This is a genomic window from Acinetobacter venetianus RAG-1 = CIP 110063 (assembly GCF_000368585.1).
Classification (GTDB): domain Bacteria; phylum Pseudomonadota; class Gammaproteobacteria; order Pseudomonadales; family Moraxellaceae; genus Acinetobacter; species Acinetobacter venetianus.
Genome location: NZ_KB849559.1, coordinates 125,694 through 146,880 on the forward strand (window position 1 = coordinate 125,694; position 21,187 = coordinate 146,880).

At 40.7% G+C, this 21,187-nt stretch carries 17 protein-coding genes and 1 rRNA gene; 8 read left to right on the forward strand and 10 right to left on the reverse strand.

Annotation, left to right across the window (positions count from 1 at the left end):
* The first annotated feature begins 72 nt into the window (after window positions 1-72).
* Genes ppx through F959_RS15285 form a run of 5 tightly spaced genes read left to right on the forward strand, consistent with a single transcriptional unit; the run spans window position 73 to window position 5,208 of the window.
* Entirely contained in the window at window positions 73-1,593 is a 1,521-nt protein-coding gene (gene ppx / locus F959_RS15265; RefSeq protein ID WP_004881799.1) for an exopolyphosphatase, read from the forward strand.
* 33 nt (window positions 1,594-1,626) lie between these two features.
* Window positions 1,627-2,451 (forward strand): acetyl-CoA carboxylase carboxyltransferase subunit alpha, encoded by an 825-nt coding sequence (locus tag F959_RS15270; RefSeq protein WP_004881800.1) that lies wholly within the window; start codon window positions 1,627-1,629, stop codon window positions 2,449-2,451.
* Entirely contained in the window at window positions 2,388-3,779 is a 1,392-nt protein-coding gene (gene tilS / locus F959_RS15275; protein WP_080585261.1) for a tRNA lysidine(34) synthetase TilS, read from the forward strand. Before F959_RS15270 ends, tilS begins: the two co-directional genes overlap by 64 nt.
* A 3-nt stretch (window positions 3,780-3,782) precedes the next feature.
* On the forward strand, window positions 3,783-4,622 hold the full coding sequence (gene proC, locus F959_RS15280; protein WP_004881802.1) for a pyrroline-5-carboxylate reductase: 840 nt from the start codon (window positions 3,783-3,785) through the stop codon (window positions 4,620-4,622).
* 16 nt (window positions 4,623-4,638) lie between these two features.
* Window positions 4,639-5,208, forward strand: a complete 570-nt coding sequence (locus F959_RS15285) for a YggT family protein (RefSeq protein ID WP_004881803.1) — start codon at window positions 4,639-4,641, stop codon at window positions 5,206-5,208.
* A gap of 60 nt (window positions 5,209-5,268) precedes the next feature.
* Here the strand turns inward: F959_RS15285 and polA are convergent, their stop codons facing one another.
* Window positions 5,269-8,034, reverse strand: coding sequence for a DNA polymerase I (gene polA, locus F959_RS15290; RefSeq protein ID WP_004881804.1), 2,766 nt, complete (start codon window positions 8,032-8,034; stop codon window positions 5,269-5,271).
* Window positions 8,035-8,222: 188 nt separating this feature from the next.
* Between polA and F959_RS15295 the strand changes: the two genes are divergently transcribed.
* Window positions 8,223-11,081 carry a DUF2339 domain-containing protein gene (locus tag F959_RS15295; RefSeq protein ID WP_004881805.1) on the forward strand — a complete coding sequence of 953 codons (2,859 nt, stop codon included), beginning with the start codon at window positions 8,223-8,225 and terminating at the stop codon, window positions 11,079-11,081.
* Here F959_RS15295 and F959_RS15300 read toward each other — a convergent pair.
* Together F959_RS15300 and F959_RS15305 are read right to left on the reverse strand one after the other, a co-directional pair.
* Window positions 11,078-11,995, reverse strand: coding sequence for a mechanosensitive ion channel family protein (locus tag F959_RS15300; protein WP_004881806.1), 918 nt, complete (start codon window positions 11,993-11,995; stop codon window positions 11,078-11,080). The genes F959_RS15295 and F959_RS15300 overlap by 4 nt on opposite strands.
* Window positions 11,996-12,004: 9 nt before the next feature.
* A complete protein-coding gene (locus tag F959_RS15305; RefSeq protein ID WP_004881808.1) occupies window positions 12,005-12,826 on the reverse strand; it encodes a hypothetical protein in 822 nt (273 codons plus the stop codon).
* Between the two features lie 94 nt (window positions 12,827-12,920).
* Between F959_RS15305 and gspE the strand changes: the two genes are divergently transcribed.
* Entirely contained in the window at window positions 12,921-14,411 is a 1,491-nt protein-coding gene (gspE, locus tag F959_RS15310) for a type II secretion system ATPase GspE (protein WP_004881810.1), read from the forward strand.
* 54 nt (window positions 14,412-14,465) lie between these two features.
* Here the strand turns inward: gspE and F959_RS15315 are convergent, their stop codons facing one another.
* The 7 genes from F959_RS15315 to F959_RS15345 form a co-directional block, all read right to left on the reverse strand.
* The gene (locus F959_RS15315) at window positions 14,466-14,900 is read right to left on the reverse strand and encodes an organic hydroperoxide resistance protein (RefSeq protein WP_004881811.1); all 435 of its coding nucleotides are present in this window, start codon (window positions 14,898-14,900) and stop codon (window positions 14,466-14,468) included.
* A gap of 89 nt (window positions 14,901-14,989) precedes the next feature.
* Entirely contained in the window at window positions 14,990-15,427 is a 438-nt protein-coding gene (locus F959_RS15320) for a MarR family winged helix-turn-helix transcriptional regulator (protein ID WP_004881814.1), read from the reverse strand.
* 130 nt (window positions 15,428-15,557) lie between these two features.
* Window positions 15,558-15,911, reverse strand: coding sequence for a DUF4951 domain-containing protein (locus F959_RS15325; protein ID WP_004881816.1), 354 nt, complete (start codon window positions 15,909-15,911; stop codon window positions 15,558-15,560).
* Window positions 15,912-16,089: 178 nt separating this feature from the next.
* Complete coding sequence (locus F959_RS15330) at window positions 16,090-16,914, reverse strand: carbon-nitrogen hydrolase family protein (protein ID WP_004881817.1); 825 nt, start codon at window positions 16,912-16,914, stop codon at window positions 16,090-16,092.
* Between the two features lie 28 nt (window positions 16,915-16,942).
* Window positions 16,943-17,467: an anti-anti-sigma factor GigB gene (gene gigB / locus F959_RS15335; protein ID WP_004881820.1), complete on the reverse strand. Its 525-nt coding sequence runs from the start codon at window positions 17,465-17,467 to the stop codon at window positions 16,943-16,945.
* Window positions 17,468-17,569: 102 nt separating this feature from the next.
* Entirely contained in the window at window positions 17,570-18,538 is a 969-nt protein-coding gene (gene gigA / locus F959_RS15340; protein ID WP_004881822.1) for an RsbU family protein phosphatase GigA, read from the reverse strand.
* 129 nt (window positions 18,539-18,667) lie between these two features.
* Window positions 18,668-19,555, reverse strand: a complete 888-nt coding sequence (locus F959_RS15345) for an MlaA family lipoprotein (RefSeq protein ID WP_004881823.1) — start codon at window positions 19,553-19,555, stop codon at window positions 18,668-18,670.
* A 569-nt stretch (window positions 19,556-20,124) separates the two neighbouring features.
* Between F959_RS15345 and F959_RS15350 the strand changes: the two genes are divergently transcribed.
* A 16S ribosomal RNA gene (locus F959_RS15350) occupies window positions 20,125-21,187 on the forward strand; the annotation flags it as partial.

Genomic DNA, 21,187 nt, shown 5'->3' on the forward strand with positions numbered 1-21,187 from the left:
TTAAAATGACTTTAAAATTGTAAGCATGTGAATTACTCTAATGCGTGAATTGAACATGGGTTTATATAAATAATGTCTGATTTTCTGATTGATGAAGAATTGCTTGCTGCGATTGATATGGGATCGAATAGTTTCCATCTCGCAATTGCTCGTGTTGATCACGGTGAAGTTAAGAAAGTTGCTTCAATGTCAGAAAAAGTACAGTTAGCTGCTGGACTAGATGAAAATAAGAATTTAACAGAGGCTGCCCAGCAACGTGGGCTTGCATGTTTAGCTCGTTTTGTTGGGCGATTAAGTTCAGTGCAACCGAATCGTTTAAGGATTGTTGCGACAAATGCATTAAGACAAGCGAAAAACGGCCACGAATTTATTCAAAAAGCAGCAGAAATTTTACCCAAACCGATTGAAATTATTGCTGGTCGTGAAGAGGCTCGCCTCATTTATCTGGGCGTTTCACATACCATGGCCAATGGTGGTCGACGTTTAGTGGTTGATATTGGTGGTGGTTCAACGGAATTTATTATCGGTGAAGAGTTTGAGCCATTACATACTGAATCATTACAAATGGGTTGTGTAGCATATAGCAAAGCTTATTTTGCTGATGGCGAAATCACCAGTAAAGCATTTGATAAAGCAGTGGTTGCTGCCCGTAAAGAACTCTCTGCAATTGCGAATACTTACAAATCAGAAGGTTGGGATACTGTTGTTGGCTCAAGTGGAACAATTAAAGCTTGTCGTCAAATCTCAGTAAATTTAGGTTTAAGTGACGAACAAGAAAATTTAACGCGTGAAGGCTTATATAAGTTAAAAGATCGTTTGCTGAAATTTAAGAATGTTTCAGAAATTGATTTTGAAGGGCTGCGTGAAGATCGTCGAGCAGTTTTGCCAGCTGGTCTTGCGATTTTATATGCCATTTATGAAGTATTAGATATCGATAAGTTGGCATATTCTGACGGTGCATTACGTGAAGGTGTCATGTATGACTTGTTAGGCCGTTTCAAGCATGAAGATATTCGTGATCGTAGTGTGCAAGCATTAATGGGGCGATATAACGCAGACCCAAAACAAGCAGAACGAGTGGTAAATACAGCACAGCAACTTTTCGATGGGGTTGCGCAATCTTTGCATTTAACTACTGAAGACAGTGACTTACTGCGACGGGCTGCATATTTACATGAAATCGGTTTGGCAATTAGTCATGGTGGTTATCACCGTCATGGAGCTTATTTGCTACAACATTCTGACATTCCAGGTTTTTCGCAAATTGACCAAAATCATCTCTCACATCTGGTTTCGCATCATCGTCGTAAGTTACGAGCAGATGCAAAAAATGACGTGATGAAGGTGGGCGGTAGCCATTTACTTTATCTTTGTTTATTGCTCCGTCTCGCAGTTTTGCTGAACCATAGTCGTAGTGATCAGATGCTTCCTGCCATTGAACTGAGTGTTGTAAATGATCAACAATGGCAGCTAAGCGTTTCTGGCGATGCTAAACAATGGCCTTTATTGGTTGCTGATCTGCATGATGAGCAGGTGCAGTTTAAGCATTGGGACATTGAGTTAAATATTCAGTCAGACAATTTTGTTGATTAACAATACATCCTTGTTAGGGATTATCTACGACTTATGAAAAATAAAGCGACTCAGTCCAAGGCTTGGGCTACGGTTCAAATTGCACGACATCCTGAACGTCCGCAATTTCTAGATTATGTCAGTGAAATCTTTACTGAATTTGATGCACTTCATGGTGACCGTTTATATGGTGATGACGGTGCGATGATTGGTGGACTTGCACGTTTTGATGGTCAACCAGTGATGGTCGTGGGTCAACATCGTGGGCGTAGTACCCGTGAGAAGTTGCAGCATAACTTCGGTATGTGTAACCCAGAAGGCTATCGTAAGTCACAGCGTTTACTCGATATGGCGGAACGTTTTAACTTACCTGTGTTTACTTTCGTTGATACCATGGGTGCATATCCAGGTGTTGGTGCGGAAGAACGTGGTCAAGCCGAAGCAATTGCAACGAGTTTGGCGCAACTTTCAAACTTAAAAGTGCCAGTAATCGCAACGGTTTTAGGTGAAGGTGGTTCGGGTGGTGCACTCGGGATTGGAGTGGCGGATCGCGTGATCATGTTGTCACATAGTATTTATTCTGTTATTTCTCCAGAAGGCTGTGCGTCTATTTTATGGAAAACAGCAGATAAAGCGGCTCAAGCGAGTGAAGCACTTGCGTTAACAGCAGATAAGTTAAAAACTTTAGGTGTTGTTGAATATGTTGTGGATGAAGGTGAGGGGGCGCATTTAAACCCTGAGCAAGTCATGCATGATTTAAAAGCTGTATTAAAGCAAGCCTTAGATGAATTGCAACCAATGGGTGCTCAAGAACGATGCGAAGCACGTTATCAACGTTTAATGAAGTTTGGAAGCAGCAATTTAGGCATCGCGTCTTAACAGAGACACAGCATTTCTCAGAACAAACTCAATTTTTGATTGGGTGTAGCGGCGGCATGGATTCCATGCTGTTGCTGTATCTGATGGCTGAACTTTTCCCAACACGTACTCGTGCCATCTATGTTGATCATCAATTGCAACAGGCGAGCCGAGCTTGGGGGGCATTAGTTCAACAGCATTCAGATCAACTCAATATTCCCTGCATTATTCAAAAAGTTTCGGTTCAAACAGGGAATCTAGAACAACAAGCACGCCAAGCACGTTATCAAGCTTATCAGCAGCATTTACAAGCCAATGAAATTCTCGTATTGGCCCATCATCAGCAAGATCAGGCTGAGACAGTATTATTGCGCTTGCTTTCGGGTGCTGGTGTAAATGGTTTGTCTGCAATGCAACGGATAGATATTCGTCGTGAGATGACCATTTGGCGACCCTTTCTCGAGTTAAGTCGCGATCGTATTGAACAGTGGACACAGCAACTCAGTCTTGATTATGTGACTGATCCAACCAATCATGATACGCATTATGATCGTGCATGGTGTCGAGAAATGCTTTGGCCTGTTTTACAACAACGTTTTCCCAAAATGCAGGATGCAATATCGCGTAGCAGCTATTTAATGCAAGACACTGTTGAAATCTTAAATGATGTTTTACAAAACGATATACAGCAATGTGTGACTGAAAATGTCTTAGATTTGGATGCGCTTTTGCAGCGAACTGAAGCACGACAACGTCAATTACTCTCAGCATGGATCAAAGGAGCAGACCAATATCGACCTAGCTTTGACATGGTGCAACGCCTACAGCAGGAAGTGATTTTAGCAAAGCCTGATGCTCAAGCTACTTTGCATATCAATCAGTATTATTATGTGCGTTATCAAAAGAAATTGTATCGACTTCGCTATGATGAGTTGTATGCAGAAAAAGTTTCTCCGTTCCCCAATTGCATAGAGCAGCATTATCAAATTGGTGATTTTATTCAGGTGGCTTCAGGAGGATATAGAATTGATATGCAAAAAATTGGGCTTTCAACAAAATTATTAGGACAAAATTTAAAGCTGATTAAGCGTCAAGGTGGTGAGAAAATTCATCTCTATGGGCGAGTTGGACATTGGCCACTGAAAAAAGCAATTCAAGAAGCACAGATTTTGCCTTGGTTACGTCATACAATTCAAATATTAGTCTTGGATAATGTTATGCTTGGGGTCTTTAGCCCAAAAGGTTTTTGGTTGGCGCAATCTGATTATCTAGAGCAGGGCGGTTGGCAACCAAGTTTAATTACTGACTGTAATAATTTTTCTTTTCAGTCTTTTTTACATGACGAGTAGAACATGGCGACATCATTGAATCAAAATATCTGTTTTATTGGCGGTGGTAATATGGCGCAAGCCTTGATTGGGGGATTGCTTTCGCGTGGATTGCCAACAACCCGTATCACGGTTTCTGATCCTGTTGAGCAAATTCGCCAAATTTTGGAAGAAAAAGGCATCCAAACCACAACAGATAATCTTGAAGCAATTAAAAATGCAGATGTCGTTGTATTGGCGGTAAAACCTCAAGTTTTAGCAACGGTATTACAACCATTAAAAGATTTGTTATCAGATAAACTCGTCATTTCGATTATTGCTGGTGCTGAAATTCAAACAATTTCAGACCTGATTGGTGGTAGTCAGCGTATTGTGCGTGTGATGCCAAATACACCTGCACTTGTTCAAACGGGTGCGCATGGTATTTATGCATCTGAAGCCGTAAATGCTCAGGATCGTGAATTAACCAGTCAGATTCTTGCTGCGACAGGTTTGGCGATTTGGGTAGATACTGAGGCACAAATTGATGCAGTGACAGCTGTATCTGGTTCTGGACCTGCATATTTTTTCTATTTAATGGAAAGTATGATTCGTGCAGGTAAAAACTTAGGCTTGGATGAGAAAGTAGCAACAGCTTTGACCTTACAAACTGCATTAGGTGCAGCGCAAATGGCAATCACGAGCTCAAACTCTCCAGCGGAATTACGTAAAAATGTGACGTCTCCAAATGGTACAACTCAAGCGGCTTTAGAAGTGTTTGATCGTGCTCAGATTTCACAGAACATTCAAGCAGCGCTTGCAGCAGCTCAAAAGCGTAGCCAAGAGCTTGCACAAGAGTTGAGCGACAAGACTAAATCGGTTTAAGTAGGATAAGACAATTATGGGTGCAAGTTCTGCGCTAATTTTTGGTGTTTTGATCAATGTTGCAATTTTATTGGTCTTTTTCCGTTTTTTAATGCAATTGGCGGCAGTAAGTCCTTACAACCCTGTGGTGCTTTCGACAGTGAAAGCCACCAAGGTTGTAGACGTTTTTAGTCGTATTTTTCCAACAGTAGGCAAGGGCCGTGTCAATTTGGCTGCTGTAGCACTGTTGGTTGTTCTTTACTTACTGAAAATATTTGGTTTGATGTATTTGTCAGGGCAAATGCCACATAGTGCAGTTTATCTGGTGATCACAACCTTTGTGACCATGATTCAAGATTTGATTCGTTTCTGTCGTTATTTGATTTTTGCAACCATTATTTTAAGTTGGGTAGTGATGTTTACACAAACTCGCTCTCCTTATATTGAAGTGATTCAAGAGCTTGCAGAACCATTACTTGCGCCTTTCCGTCGTTTACTACCAAACATGGGCATGATCGATTTGTCTCCAATTTTGGCATTCTTGGCATTATATGTTGCTGAAATTTTAATGAATGAAGCCGCTAAGGTGTTATTAACAGGTCTTTAATTGGTTTGAAAATAAAAAAAGGGACTGTGTTCAACACAGTCCCTTTTTTTAGCTTATATGTTAGTGGGCCGCGTCCCAGTTTAGACCTTGTCCGACTTCAACGACAAACGGCACTGAAATTTCTAATACAGATTGCATAACTTCAGCAACTTGCTTAGAAAGTTCATCTGCAATCGCTGCATCTGCTTCAAAGACCAATTCATCATGTACTTGTAATAACAGCTTGGCTTGATCTTTCGGTAGCATTTTATCGACTGCGATCATCGCTAGTTTAATGATATCCGCTGCACTGCCTTGGAGTGGTGCATTAATTGCTGCACGTTCAGCCGCTTGTTTAATCATTTTATTGCTTGCCAAAATATCAGGTGTATACAGACGACGACCTAAAATCGTTTCGACAAAACCTTGTTCACGCGCAATCTGACGTGTACGTTCCATATAGTCCAAAACACCTGGATAGCGTTGGAAGTAACGCGCAATATAGCTACGTGATTCTTCGCGAGTAAAACCAAGTTGGCGAGTTAAGCCAAACTCAGACATGCCATAAAGTAGACCAAAGTTGACGGCTTTGGCTTGACGACGTTGATCATTGGTCACATCTTCAATGGCGATACCTAGAACTTCAGATGCTGTACGGCGATGCACATCTTGACCTTGTTGGAAAGCATGGACTAAAGCATCGTCTTGAGAAAAATGTGCCATTAAACGCAATTCGATTTGTGAATAATCGGCTGCTAATAATACGCGTCCTTCAGGTGCAATAAAGGCTCTACGAATCTGACGGCCAATGGGTGTGCGGATTGGAATATTTTGTAAGTTTGGATCAGTTGAAGACAAACGACCTGTCGCTGTGAGTGCTTGATGGTAGCTAGTATGCACACGATGTGTTGAATCATGTGATTGCTCAACTAAGCGATCTGTATAGGTGTTTTTAAGTTTCGCCAACCCACGATGTTCTAAAATAACTTCCGCTAGTGGGTGCTCTATTTTCTCTAAGATACTTTCACTGGTGCTGTATTGACCAGTGGCAGTTTTTTTGCCACCTTTGAGGCCGAGACGATCAAACAGAACTTCACCCACTTGTTTAGGTGAAGCGATATTAAAAGCTTCACCTGCAAGTTCAGTCGCTTGATTCTCAAGTGTTTGCATCGTTTCAGAAAACTCGACACTGAGTTGATCAAGAAATTGATGATCTAATTTAATCCCATCTTCTTCCATTCCTGTCAAAACGCGAGCCACAGGCATTTCAATGTTATGGAGGATATTGACCAGTTCAGGATGACTTTTAAGTTTTGCTGAGAGTACTTCATATAAACGATAGGTCACATGGGCATCTTCGGCTGCGTAATGTGCTGCAATTTCGAGTTCAATCTGATTAAAGGTTTTTTGCTTTGCACCTTTACCAGCGATTTGCTCAAAAGTTGTCGTGAGATGACTGAGATAAACTCGTGCCACATCATCCATACCATGTCGAGTTGCAGCCGCATTGAATACATATGAAGCGAGCATGGTATCGAAATACCAACCTTGAATATGAATGCCATGGTTAGCAAAGATATGTGCATCATATTTTAAATGATGACCAATTTTTCTGACGTTGTCATTTTCAAGAATGGCTTTAATTTGAGCGAGAACTTGCTCACGATTAAGCTGTTCAGGTGCGCCTTCATAGTCATGTGCCACAGGTACGTAATAGGCATCATTCGCATCAAAGGCGATAGAAAAACCAACCAATTCCGCAAAGCGATAATCGAGATTGGTGGTTTCTGTATCAATTGCAAAGTGATCAGCTTGCTGCATTCGGTCGAACAATACATTCCAATCTTGCTGGGTGAGCACCGTATGATAGGTGGCTGTACCGAGTTGATCATCTTGACTAGAAAGATTGGCATGATCTTCGGTGACAACTTGCTCAGTTTTTTGTTCTGCTTTGACGATACTTTTTGAAGTTTGTTGATATGCAGAACTGTTTGGATTATTCGGATGATCCAAAGACTGTAATTGATTACGGAATTCTAGTTCAGTGTAAAGATCACGGAGTTGATCGACGTTTGGATTGGCAAGTTTAAGATCATGCCAATCTAAAGCTAAATCAAGATCGCAGACAATGCTGGCCAACTGATGATCAATTTTGATGTTGTCTAAATTATCTTTAATATTTTGGCTAATTTTGCCTTTAAGCTGATCAACATTGGCGATGATATTGTTTAATGAGCCATATTCAGTCAGGAGTTTTGCTGCTGTTTTTGCACCAACACCTGGTACTCCCATGATGCCATCAGAGGCATCACCCATGAGGGTGAGATAATCGATAATTTGATGTGGATGCACCCCAAATTTTTCTAAAACACCTGCTTCATCGAGTACACGTTCTTTAAAACTATCTTCAAGTTTCACATGCTCATTGACTAACTGCGCCATATCTTTGTCACCTGTTGAGATGAGCACATGATGACCTTCCGAGAGTGCACGTTTGGTAAGTGTTCCAATAATATCATCTGCTTCAGCACCCGGCAGACTGTATAAAGGAATGCCTAGAGCTTTAATTAATGCATGTAAATATGGGATTTGTTGAGACAATTCCTCAGGCATGCTTGGGCGATCGCCTTTATAAATCGGCGATAATTTATGACGAAATGTTGGCTCAGGTGTATCGAAAATAACTGCCATGTGCGTCGGTTGAGTACGGCGCATCAATTTTTGGATTGCAGAAATTGCACCACGAATTGCGTTGGTGTGTAAGCCAGTAGATGTTGTTAATGGCGGCAGAGCGTGAAAAGCACGAAATAAAAAATATGACCCGTCAACCAAGACAAAAGGTGGCATTGTGCAAATCCTTATTATGAACTGATGCGTATTTTACGTGAAAAAGTCATGCCTGTCTTATTTCGAGGTGGATCAATACGACTTGCCATGTCGTCTAAAAATTGCAGAATTTTGTATGTAAAGTGGGTTGCTTATGGACTGATCAAGTAATATAGCTGCAATGAAGTTATATGAACTGATATAAGTCCATGTATAAAAAAGATAAACAGGGAATTGTCATTGTCTTGGTTGCTTTGACTGTGTTGTTGGGTTGCGCAATTGCATTTAGATGGCAAGGTATTGTCGTTGCTTCAGCAATTGGACTAACCGTTGCAATTGTGCACATACTCTCGGAAATTCATCAGCGTTTGCAGCAGCTTGAACGCACTGCACCGAGCTATTTTGCCCAATCAACGAGCATTACTTCGCAAAAGTTGGTGATCTATGCATCTGCATTAGTTACTTTATTTGCTTATGCCAATACATGGATGTGGTTGGCGGGTGGGGCTTTATTGGTTCTGATGTTGTGCTTGATTCAAACCATCAGTTCATTTCAGACACGTTTATTGCATTTAGAACAATACGTGACACATTCTGCTGAAACTAAGATGCCAACGCCTCAGGCTTCTATTGATGATCAAAATCTTGAATTAGCACCAACCTATACCTCAAATGAGCTTACAAATGATCAACATCCGATGTGGATGCAAGCTGATCAAGCGATTCCACAAAAACAAACCAATGAAAGTCTAATTTCTGAAGACTCTGAAACGAAATTAAAACAACCTGCTTGGTGGCAACCTGCAATCGACTGGATGATTCATGGTAATCCGATTTTAAGAGTCGCCGTCGCTGTGTTGATGGTGGGAGTCGTTTTATTATTACGTTTTGCCAGTGAGCATTGGCAGCTTAGTTTGGGCGTGAAGCTGGGGTTTATTGCCAGTGCAGGGATTGTGACGACTATTGCTGGTTATTGGTTGCAAAAAAAGAATCAACTATTTGCGGTCGCATTGCAGGGGCTTGGTTTAGCTGTTGTGTTTCTGACACTTATTTTTTCACATCATTTCGCTGTAATTTCCAATCTAAGTACAGCCAGTACTTTATTTGTCATTTTATTATTGGCAACAGTTTACCTAAGCTTAAGGCAACAAGCATTGTATTTGGCAATGTTGGCGTTAACTATGGCTTATCTTGCGCCATTGCTTATTCCACAAAATCATCCTGATGTGATTTTCTTGTTTGGCTATTACTTCTTGATCAATTTAGCCGTGGCTGCGGTTAATTTTATTCAACCTTGGAAAATCCTGCACCAAATTGCATTTTTTGCCACGATGTTTATTGGCGGCACAACGATTGGGATTTATGCAGAGACGCATCAATTCGATACTTTAGACTGGATTTTATGGTTGCATATCGGATTATTTATTTGGTTGAGTATTCGATATAGCCAATTGATGCTACGTGCTCAAAACCAAATTAAAGAGGTAGAACCTAAAGCCCAACGTTTGCAGCCTATCTTAGACGTTGGATTGATTTTCAGTGTGCCTGTATTGGGTTTTTCACTACACGCCTATCTGATGCATAACTCAACACAGGCACTTACGATTGGAGCTGCTGTTCTAAGTTTAACTTATACTTTGTTGCATGTTTGGATTAAACGTCAGCATCCACAACTTTCGATCTTGGCAAAAAGCTTTTTTATTCTTGCCATGGTGTTTACTGCACTGATTTTCCCACTCGCGAAAGGGGCACATTGGACATCTGTGGGTTGGGTGATTCAGGGCACGGCACTGATTGTTTGGGGAGTGACCGAACGTTATCGTTTAAGTCGTTATCTTGGTGTAGCTTTGGTGTTACTCAGCTCAGTCGCATTGTTATTCCAAGCTTGGTCAAATGATCATTTCCCGATTTTAAGTACTGTTATTTATGCTTCGGCTCAATTTATTTCGGCTTTCTACTTATTGCATTATCAAGAAGTTGAAAAATATTTCAGTGCACGCATGTTGAGTGGTGTTTTCCTCGCTTTAGGTATGTATGCAGGCGCGGTTGCAGGTGTTGAGTATCTGCATTGGCAACATTATGGCTTAAGTCCTTACTTGATGATCTCAACTCTCTGTTTGGCCTTATTTAGTTTGGTTGTTCAGTTCAAATCAAGGATGCAATGGCATAACGTACAGCTGATTCTGTTGAGTGGATTGTTATTTTTATTGTACGGAGAGAGCTTTGCTGCAAATGTCTATGTAATTTGGCATTGGCCGAGTGCTTTAACGCAAATAACGTTTGCCGTAACGGCGATTGTTCTTGCAGGTACATTGATCAGTTTGCAATCGACGTCATCAAAAACATTACTCATGATCGGTGCGACTCTGCTATGGCTAAGTTTAGCAATCATTGGTTTAGCGATTTTCCCAATCATTCCTATTGTTGCCTTGGCGATAGTCCCTGCTGTGTACGGACTGTGGTTATTTTATTCCAATAGAATCCAACAACTTCAGCAGCTCCCGATTTGGTGTCTCACTTTATTTTGGCTGGTGATTGTGAATATTGATCCATATTCAGCAACACAATTCTATTTCTTACCAGTGCTGAACCTAACAGACTTATTGAGCTTGTTGATGTTCATCGGTGTGCTCTGGGTAATTTACCATCATGATTTCAGTGCTGACCCATCAATTGAGTGGGGTTTTAAAGTAGCGACGATTTTGACAGGTTTATTTGTACTGAGCAGTGTTGTTGTGCGTGCAATGCATCATTATCTTGGAACACCATTATGGGGTGGTGCAATTTGGTCAAATGGTGATGTTCAGCTGAGTTTGACGTTACTCTGGGTAATTTTGGCATTCATCCTAATGACTTTTTCCAGTCGTCGTCATATTCGCCAAATTTGGTTTGTCGGTGCGGCGCTATTGGGAATTGTGGTGTTAAAACTATTGTTATTAGACTTATCGCAAAGCGGAACTTTAACTCGAGTGATTTCATTTATTGGATCGGGTATCGTCATGCTGGTGATTGCATATTTAGCGCCTTTACCTCCGACCTTGAGTGAAAATAAAAAGAGAGCTGATTAGCTCTCTTTACCTTCAAGTTTCAATGCTTTCTGATTCGCATATTGGTCTATTTCATCATTTGCCAAAGGTTGAGGTCGGTCAATTAGCCCCATCTTCGGTACTGGAATCTCAATTTCATTATCAAGGAAACCGTTACGGATGCGTTCCTGCATTTCATCCCGCACTTGAATATAGTTTTCTTGACGACACCAGACCGCAAAAAGGATCTCAATCGATGACTCTTTAAATGCTGTAACAGTCACTGCAGGTTTAGGATCATCCATTACATATGGGTATCTATTTGCAACATCTAACAGTACTTGTCTAACTTTGATGATGTCTTCATGGAAATTGATGGCAAGCGTAATTGGAATACGTCGAATTGGATATTTGGATAAATTCATGACTGGGGTTCGAATGAGTTGTTCGTTTGGTAGTCGAATATAAACATTATCGAGGGTGAGTAATTTTACGGATAATAGATCAATTGAGATGACTTCACCTTCAATTGTTTGTCCGCGAATCAAGGTAATCTGAATGGTATCTCCAACCTCAAAAGAACCCTCACCAATCAAGAATAATCCACTAATTAAGTTAGAGGCAGAAGTTTGAGAAGCGAAACCCAAAGCCACAGTTAAGATACCCGCTGCACCCAAGAAGACACTGATTTTAAATCCTGCTTCTCTCAAGCTGGTCATGATGAAGAGTAGGAAAATAAAGTAGAAAATACCTCTACGCCATAATAAGCGTTGATGTGCATTAAAGCGGCTACCAATCGTTCGAATAAATGCATTCGATATCAAACGTGCGATGACAAAGCCGATAAAGCACAGAATCACGGCAACAGTGATTTCACTGAGTCGTTCTAAATTAATATTGGTAAAGATGCCAGTAAAGCTAGATGCGACATCCTTAGGAATATTGGTTTGCGCCATATCAACCTCTTAAAAGAATGAATCAAACATATTGAATAAGTTACCACCTGGTGCACGTGGTGGATGGACATAGGTCACAGCCCCAGCTTGGGTTGGTGTTTTATTCTCAATACGAATGCGCGCGGGTTGATCTGCCCCTTCATAATACACTTTGATTTGAGAAGTCCAGAGTCTGCCTGTTTCTTCACTATAAAATAACGGTAGTGCAGGGACGGGAACATTCATACGATCAAACCGTAATTGATGTTGACTAATGTTGTGGAATTCAATCGGAGTAACTGCTCTAAAAGCACGTGGCTTTAACAGATTTAAATCAGTGCGACCATCGACAGACGTTGCATAGCAGATTTCACCATGTTGAGCATCTTTACCAAACCAAGTGTCTTTCGGTTGGATCACTGGAACTTCAAAAAGAGGCTCTGAAATACCATCAACTAAACCTGCGATCCAAAGAGGCGTGCTGATATACAGTGTTCCTCGCTGCCCAGCAGGAATATAGATCGGATCAACGGGTTTAATCACCACGGAACGATCAGCCAAACGCGGCATTAATAGGAATGAATCATTCGTTTTTTGAAACATGTATCGTTCAATGCTGGCGGGTTTTGGCATCGCAAATTCAGTATCGTTTAATACTTGCCAATGTTGCTCGTAATCATGTTGGGTAAAAGGGCGATGATATTCCAAGCGCCATTCTTTAATGCCGCGAGTGAGGCGAAATAGCAGCGAACCGAATTGCCAAGCTTTGGCTTGTTGTATTTCAAACTGTTGTTCACCCCACCACTTTAGAGAGTCGGAATGGGGCATTTCATATTGATTATTTTGAGACAAGATGCAAAATTCCTTTGTGAGTATGCTAAACAGACTTCACGCTGTAATCTGCTTAGAGTACACTCAACTATCCCTTTCATCATTATAATTTGTGATGCAAATACTTAAACAAATACAAATTCCTTATAGTTTTGCGAAAAGACATGGCGTTTTACTACGTTATGAAGGTGATCAAGTTTTTATCGTGCGACGGAAGGACACCGCACGTATTGCTTTGCAGGAAGCTCGTCGAATTTTGGGGAAAGCTGCTCATGATCAACTTTGTACAGATCAAGAGTTCCATGCCTTATTAAGTTCTAGCTATGCTGGCGATACTGGCGAATCTCAACAGGTTGCAGCAGGTTTGGAGGATCATCCTGATCTATTGAGTTTGGCAGATCAAGTTCCTGAAGCTGAAGACTTAATGGATCAAGAAGATGATGCGCCGATTGTTCGTTTGATTAATGCGTTATTGTCGGAGGCAATTCGTGTTAGTGCATCGGATATCCATATTGAAGCCTTTGAAAAGAAGCTTTCTGTACGGTTACGTGTCGATGGTCAATTACGAGAGATCGTGCAACCGCGCCGTGAACTTGCACCTTTGCTTGTGTCTCGTATCAAAGTGATGGCTAAACTGGATATCGCTGAAAAGCGTGTTCCTCAAGATGGTCGTATTTCTTTACGTTTGGCTGGTCGTGAAGTCGATGTGCGTGTATCAACGTTACCATCTTCTCATGGTGAACGTGTGGTGATGCGTTTGCTGGATAAGCAAGCGGGCCGTTTAAATATGACGCATTTGGGATTAATGCAGAATGACTATGAACGACTGACGCAGTTGGTACATCGTCCACATGGCATCATCTTGGTTACAGGGCCTACGGGTTCGGGTAAAACGACGACTTTATACGCAGCATTATCTGATCTAAATGATAATACACGTAATATTTTGACAGCCGAAGATCCTATCGAATATCAATTGGAGGGGATTGGTCAGACACAAGTCAATACCAAGGTTGATATGACCTTTGCGCGTGCGTTAAAAGCAATGTTGCGTCAAGATCCAGATGTGGTGATGGTTGGTGAGATTCGTGATCTTGAAACTGCTGAAATTGCGGTGCAAGCATCTCTAACAGGTCACTTGGTCTTATCTACACTGCACACCAATACTGCGATTGGTGCGGTGACGCGTTTGAAAGATATGGGCATTGAACCATTCTTGCTTGCAAGTTCATTAATCGGTGTTATTGCACAACGTCTCGTTCGAACACTTTGTCCTCATTGTGTGACATGGCGCAAGGCAGATGATTTTGAACGTCAAGTTTTCCAACACTTGAAAGTAGATGAGCATCTAGAGCTACCAGAACCTCATGGTTGCGACAAATGCTCTCATGTTGGTTTTAGTGGACGAACAGCGATTTATGAAATTGTGCCTGTTGATGAATCTATGCGTCGTTTAATTCATGGTAATGCAGCTGAATATGAGTTAGAAAATCATGCTCGACGTCAGGCAGCATCCATTCGTGATGATGGTTTGCTAAAAGTTATGGCAGGTAAAACGACTTTAGAGGAAGTTTTACGTGTCACTAACGAAGCTGCGGAAGAATAAGCCAGTTCAAGATTTAAAAAAGCATGGTTAACCATGCTTTTTTTATCTGAAAAATTAAGCTGTTGTCACAATATTAAAATTCACATCAATATTATTGCGTGTTGCATTTGAATATGGGCAAACAATATGAGCAGCTGCGACAAGTTGTTCCGCTTCGGCCTGTTCCATACCAATCAAATAGACATTTAAAGTCACTTCGATGCCGAAACCATTTGGAATAGGGCCAATGCCAACTTCGCCTTCAACGTATGCATCTTTACTAATTTTAAATTTATCGCGGTTCGCAACAAACTTCATAGCACCTAAGAAACATGCTGAATAGCCCGCAGCAAACAGTTGTTCTGGATTGGTGACTTCACCACCAGCACCACCCATTTCTTTAGGTACACCTAATTTAACATCTAGTACACCATCTGATGATGTTGCACGGCCATCACGACCACCAGTTGCTTTAGCTTTCGCACGATAAACGACTTGTTCTAGAGACATTTGTTCTTACCTTTAAATAAATATTGTTTGCAATTAAATCGTACACGATATAAATTAAAAAACAAGTTATTGGTTTGTAAATTTGTATATTATTTTGTCAGATTAAGACGCAGTTCTGAGAGCTGCTGTTTTAGTTCAGATAGCGTTGCAGGGGTGCATGAGGCTGCTTGAGCAATTTGATTCGGTATATCAATTGCTTGTTCTTGTAGTTTTTCACCCTGACCAGTTAGGGTAATAATCACTTGTCTTTCATCTTTTGTAGAACGTTGGCGAGTAATTAATTTTAATGTTTCTAGTTTTTTCAGTAGAGGTGTTAGGGTAGAGGATTCAAGAAATAATCTTTCACCGATTTCGGACACAGTAAGCTGATCTTTTTCCCAAAGCACGAGCATGACAAGATATTGAGGATAAGTTAGACCAAGTGGTGCGAGCAATTGACGATATACATGATGCAGGGCAAGATTGGTCGAATAAATTAGAAAACATAACTGATTATCGAGTAACAGTTGATTATGTTCTTCGCCCATGTACATCTCTAAATGATTTCAATTCAATTAAGTATATCTTGATCTGCGAATAGCTAAAGTGTTTGCAGGTGATTAAAATAAAAAATAACGAAGCGTTTGAATGCTGATCGTACTTATAAAGATATTTAAACTACCAAAATTCAGCGATTCTTTTCATCAAACGTGCTCGATAACGTGCGGTGGGATTATCCAAACTATTCTGTGCTTCTTGTTCATAATACTCTTGCCATGCTTTGATCATTTCTAAAGTTGTACCTTTTTGCTTAATGATCTCAACATCTTCACGTTGAATGCTACTCAAACGTTGTCTTGCACCCTCAGCACCTGTTCCCCATCCAATAATCCATTGACCAAAAAAGTTCAGTGATAAATTTTGTGGAGTAGGTAAAGAAGAACTAACCACATCAACCTCTGTATTTGCTGATGCAGAATGGATTTGTGCGGCTGCCCCTATAAAAAATAAAATAGGAATAAATTTAAACATGAATACAACTTAATTGCTGTGAGTGGCGAAGGGTACATCAACTTACAAGCAGAACGTATTTATTTTGTTCTACGATGATGAATAATGCCTATTAAATCATGATCATAGTTTTTATAGCTAGATAAAAATTGACTGCTAGAGTCAAAAAGTGAAAGTTTTATAAATGATTTAGAAGAATTTAGTAGTTGATGATTCGACGATGTTGCATTAGAGGCATTGATGAACGCACACTTTCTTGTTCTTCAAGTTCAAAAGTGCTGGTAATTAACTCAGTACCTTCATGATTGACCATTTGCAATAACTGACCACGACTATCAGTAATTCCTGAATGACCCCATGTTTGACGCTTTTCGCCGTGCCAACCTTGCTGCGCTGCGCCTAAAACATAACATTGGCTATCCATCGCACGCGCTTGTAGCAACAATTGCCAATGTAACTGTCCTGTTGTATAGGTAAAGGCTGCTGGTGCGGTTAATATGTTGGCACCGTGTTGGCGTAGTGTTAAGGCAAGTTCTGGAAAACGTAAGTCATAGCAAACCATTAAACCAATATGACCAAAAGGTGTTTTTGCAACAATAACGTCTTCGCCAGGTTCAAAGAATTTAGACTCTTGATATCCTCCGACAGCATCACTGACTTGCACATCAAATAAGTGAATTTTGTCGTAACGAGCCTCTGTTCTTTCTGGGCTAATACATAGACTAACTGTGCGTACTCGACCATCGGTAATTACTGAACCATTTGGGCGAAAAGGACAGGGCAGAGTACCTGCAACGATCCAAATTTCATAACGATGTGCAAGTTGCTCTAAACGAGCTTGGATGCTTTCAAATTGTTCGGCTGTATCGCGTTGTTTGCCTGCTGCAAAGCAGACGAAATTTTCAGGAAATACGATGAGTTCTGCACCTTGAACCTTACTTTGCTGGATCAATGATTCAATGACAACGAAGTTCGCTTCAATGTCATTTTGAGAGTTCATTTGGGAAACAGCAAGTAAGGTCATATAGGTGCCTCGATTGTTATTTCAACGATCAAGCATTTTGTTTTTGTACATCGTGATTTAAACAATCTTGTTCTTTTTGCAACTGTTTAACTAAAGGTTCAAACATATTTTGATTATTTTCGTTTAAGCGCATAAGCGTTTTATGTGCATCAAGAACCGTGTTCAACATTGCACTGTGGGTGACATGTTGCTCTTCAGTCAACTCTAAAGTACAAACACTTGGGTCGCCACAGTAATTTAAAATCACAAAAACCTGCCCTAGCCCCATGCTGTTGGCCAAGGTTGTAATATCTGGATTCGTTGATAGCATAACTGCTTGGATATGATGAACTTGTTTAAGCTTTAAACCTAATTTTGCAAGTACACCTAAAACAGTGCTGTCAATAAACGTCGTTTGGGTTAAATCAACGATTGCGCCAACAACATTTTGCTGTTGTTCAATCTTGTTGAGTAGTTTGTCTAAACTTATACAAGAATGAGCACGGACTTCGCCAATAAGCTTGAAAATATGCGTTCCGTTCAAACTTGCATATTCAACATGACCTGTTGACATATAAATGCCATTTTCAGAGAAAGGATATAAAATTATCCCATAGTGATATTCTAGACACAAGTGGTTAGATGCTTTTAAAAAAATAACTTTTTGATTTTTATATTAATTCATTCGGCATATGCTGAGAATTGCAATGTCATCTGCTACATGATCAGGTGCTTGAAATGAGTCATTTTGTAGATGTTCGACCAATTGGTTGAACTGATCATTGAGTCCACCATCAAAAGGTTCTAGAGCACCATCTGAACACAAAATAAACCGAGAGTGATGGCTTAATACACAATGATGTTCTTCAACCTCTAAGTCTTCAGTTAAACCTAGAGGAAAGCTACTTGTTGTTAAAATTTTTGGTGGTTGGTTCTGTTCTAAAATAATTGGAGGAGGGTAGTGACCTGCACTAGACCAACAAACGGTATTGGTTTTAAGGTTTAATGTACCTGCAACCATGGTGATATGTTTTTCAATATTTTCTTGAACTAACATTGCATTCAGTTTTTGAATGAGTTGACGAGGTGTTTTTGAACGGCCATGAAAAGCAGCCATCCATGAGGTCAGTAAACTACTTGTGACGCCATGACCAGATACATCCGCTAAATAAAAAAGCACTTCATGATCATTTAACTTCCAATAGTCATACCAATCACCAGATAAATAGGCTGATGGTTGGAAAAAAGATTCAAATTGATAATTTGGTAGCTCAATTGGATTTGGCAAAAGACGTTTTTGTAATTCTGCAGCAGAGGGTAAATCCCTACTATCCTGATTACGCTTATATTGTGCATCTATCTTAAATAAAGAGTGAACAGGATTTTTAGGCAAATTATCCCAAACCCAACCCGCTAAAGCACCTTGCTCCCAAGCCTGTGCCAATGCTGCACCTTCATGTTCAAATGCAAGAACAATTGTTGGTAATTTCCATTGATATTTTAAAAAATCTTGTACATCAGCAATAGCAATAATTGTTTGATCATATAAATCCAAGTCATCAATTTGAATGATTTGCAAACTTGGTAACTCTGTTAAAGCTTGATCTAAACAAGGTATGGAACGCGTGGGTTGAATGAAATACATAGATGAATAGCCAATCCTTTGTATGATCATTATAAATTCATCATAGATGAAAGATGACTTAAATCAAAGCATTGCCAGCAGTTAAACGTGCTGACAATACAGAAGTTTGTAAATATTGATTGCGATACATTATTGTTCTTCAGATGAACCATCATCTAAATCATCGCTATCCCCAACGAAAGAGATATCATTCGAATCACCACGTTTCTCTGCGATTTGGAATGCTTTGCGTTGTAAATAAAAATCACGAATCATTGAATATTTATCACCTTGCAGACTTTCTTCAATATCCAAGATTTGAGAGCGTGCATCGATAGCTTGTAATACATTGGTTGACCAGTAAATTCCTTCTTGATCATCCAGTAAATATTTTTGCGGGCGGCCATAGCTATCAGCTGCTAAACCAAATCCATCACGGAAAGTACTTGGACCAAAGAACGGCAACATCACATATGGGCCAGATGGAACACCATAATAACCTAAAGTCACACCAAAGCTTTCTTCTTCGGTTGGTAAGCCTAATCGACGAGCAGGATCTGCGAAACCTAAAGTCGTTAATGTATTTACGGTAAAACGACCTAAAGTTTTAGCCGCACGAGCTGGGCGGCCTTGAATTAATTGGTTTACTGCATTCCAAGGCTCACCTAGGTTTTTCCGGAACTGGCGATAAGGACTACGAACTTGTTCAGGAACTTTTGCGACATATTGAATTGCAATAGGCTTTAATACATTACGGTCTAACATGTCATTGAAAGCATAAAACTGACGGTTCAACGGTTGTAATGGGTCTTTAACTGAATCTGGTTGAGCGGCATTTGCATTCACTTTTAAATCATTTCTAGTGAGATGCTTTAAATCTTTGATAGCCTGAATAGTAGAAGGCTTCTGCTCTGTAACAACTTGAGTGCTTACAGCATTAGTTTGATCTGCTGTTTCATTGGATGTCTCTTGTGCGAATGCGGATGAACATGCTCCAGCAGTTAGCAATCCAAGCAAGATAAAATTCGAGTAATGCATATAAGTCCTTAATCGCTGTTAGAGCGAAATACAGTCATTAAAATGATTGCGTCACTTAACGCAAAACATATATATGAGGAATACAATTTAGTTGTTCTCATAGTATTAAAACAAATTCGCTCGAAAAATATAAGAAGAAATGTAAATTTGGCTTAAAAATGTTCACTCGGTAATAAAAAATAAAAAAGGGGGTTGCGTCTGATCTGAAATGCTGTAGAATGCACATCCATCGGCGGTGATGCAGATAAAAACTTGTTGGGAAACAAGGATTTGGCTAGATTGGTTGGGTTCTTGGGTTGTTTGATAAGTTTATAAAATATCGAAATTACCTGTTGACTTTAAAGAAATTTAGAGTAATATAGCCGACCTAGCTTGATGGTGACGAACCATTAAGAAGATCATTAAGAGAATAGAAGAACAACTTGTGTGGATTTTTACTGGTTGATCAATCGAATATATTTTCATTGATAATTGGTAGAAATTTCTCGAAGTTTATTTGAGCAAATTTTTTGTCAGTAATTGATGAGCCAGAATTAGCACCTTGTCTTAACTAAGGTGCAAAATGATTTTAACTGAAGAGTTTGATCATGGCTCAGATTGAACGCTGGCGGCAGGCTTAACACATGCAAGTCGAGCGGGGAAAGGTAGCTTGCTACTGGACCTAGCGGCGGACGGGTGAGTAATGCTTAGGAATCTGCCTATTAGTGGGGGACAACATTCCGAAAGGAATGCTAATACCGCATACGTCCTACGGGAGAAAGCAGGGGACCTTCGGGCCTTGCGCTAATAGATGAGCCTAAGTCGGATTAGCTAGTTGGTGGGGTAAAGGCCTACCAAGGCGACGATCTGTAGCGGGTCTGAGAGGATGATCCGCCACACTGGGACTGAGACACGGCCCAGACTCCTACGGGAGGCAGCAGTGGGGAATATTGGACAATGGGGGGAACCCTGATCCAGCCATGCCGCGTGTGTGAAGAAGGCCTTATGGTTGTAAAGCACTTTAAGCGAGGAGGAGGCTACTAGTATTAATACTACTGGATAGTGGACGTTACTCGCAGAATAAGCACCGGCTAACTCTGTGCCAGCAGCCGCGGTAATACAGAGGGTGCGAGCGTTAATCGGATTTACTGGGCGTAAAGCGTGCGTAGGCGGCCATTTAAGTCAAATGTGAAATCCCCGAGCTTAACTTGGGAATTGCATTCGATACTGGATGGCTAGAGTATGGGAGAGGATGGTAGAATTCCAGGTGTAGCGGTGAAATGCGTAGAGATCTGGAGGAATACCGATGGCGAAGGCAGCCATCTGGCCTAATACTGACGCTGAGGTACGAAAGCATGGGGAGCAAACAGGATTAGATACCCTGGTAGTCCATGCCGTAAACGATGTCTACTAGCCGTTGGGGCCTTTGAGGCTTTAGTGGCGCAGCTAACGCGATAAGTAGACCGCCTGGGGAGTACGGTCGCAAGACTAAAACTCAAATGAATTGACGGGGGCCCGCACAAGCGGTGGAGCATGTGGTTTAATTCGATGCAACGCGAAGAACCTTACCTGGCCTTGACATACTAGAAACTTTCCAGAGATGGATTGGTGCCTTCGGGAATCTAGATACAGGTGCTGCATGGCTGTCGTCAG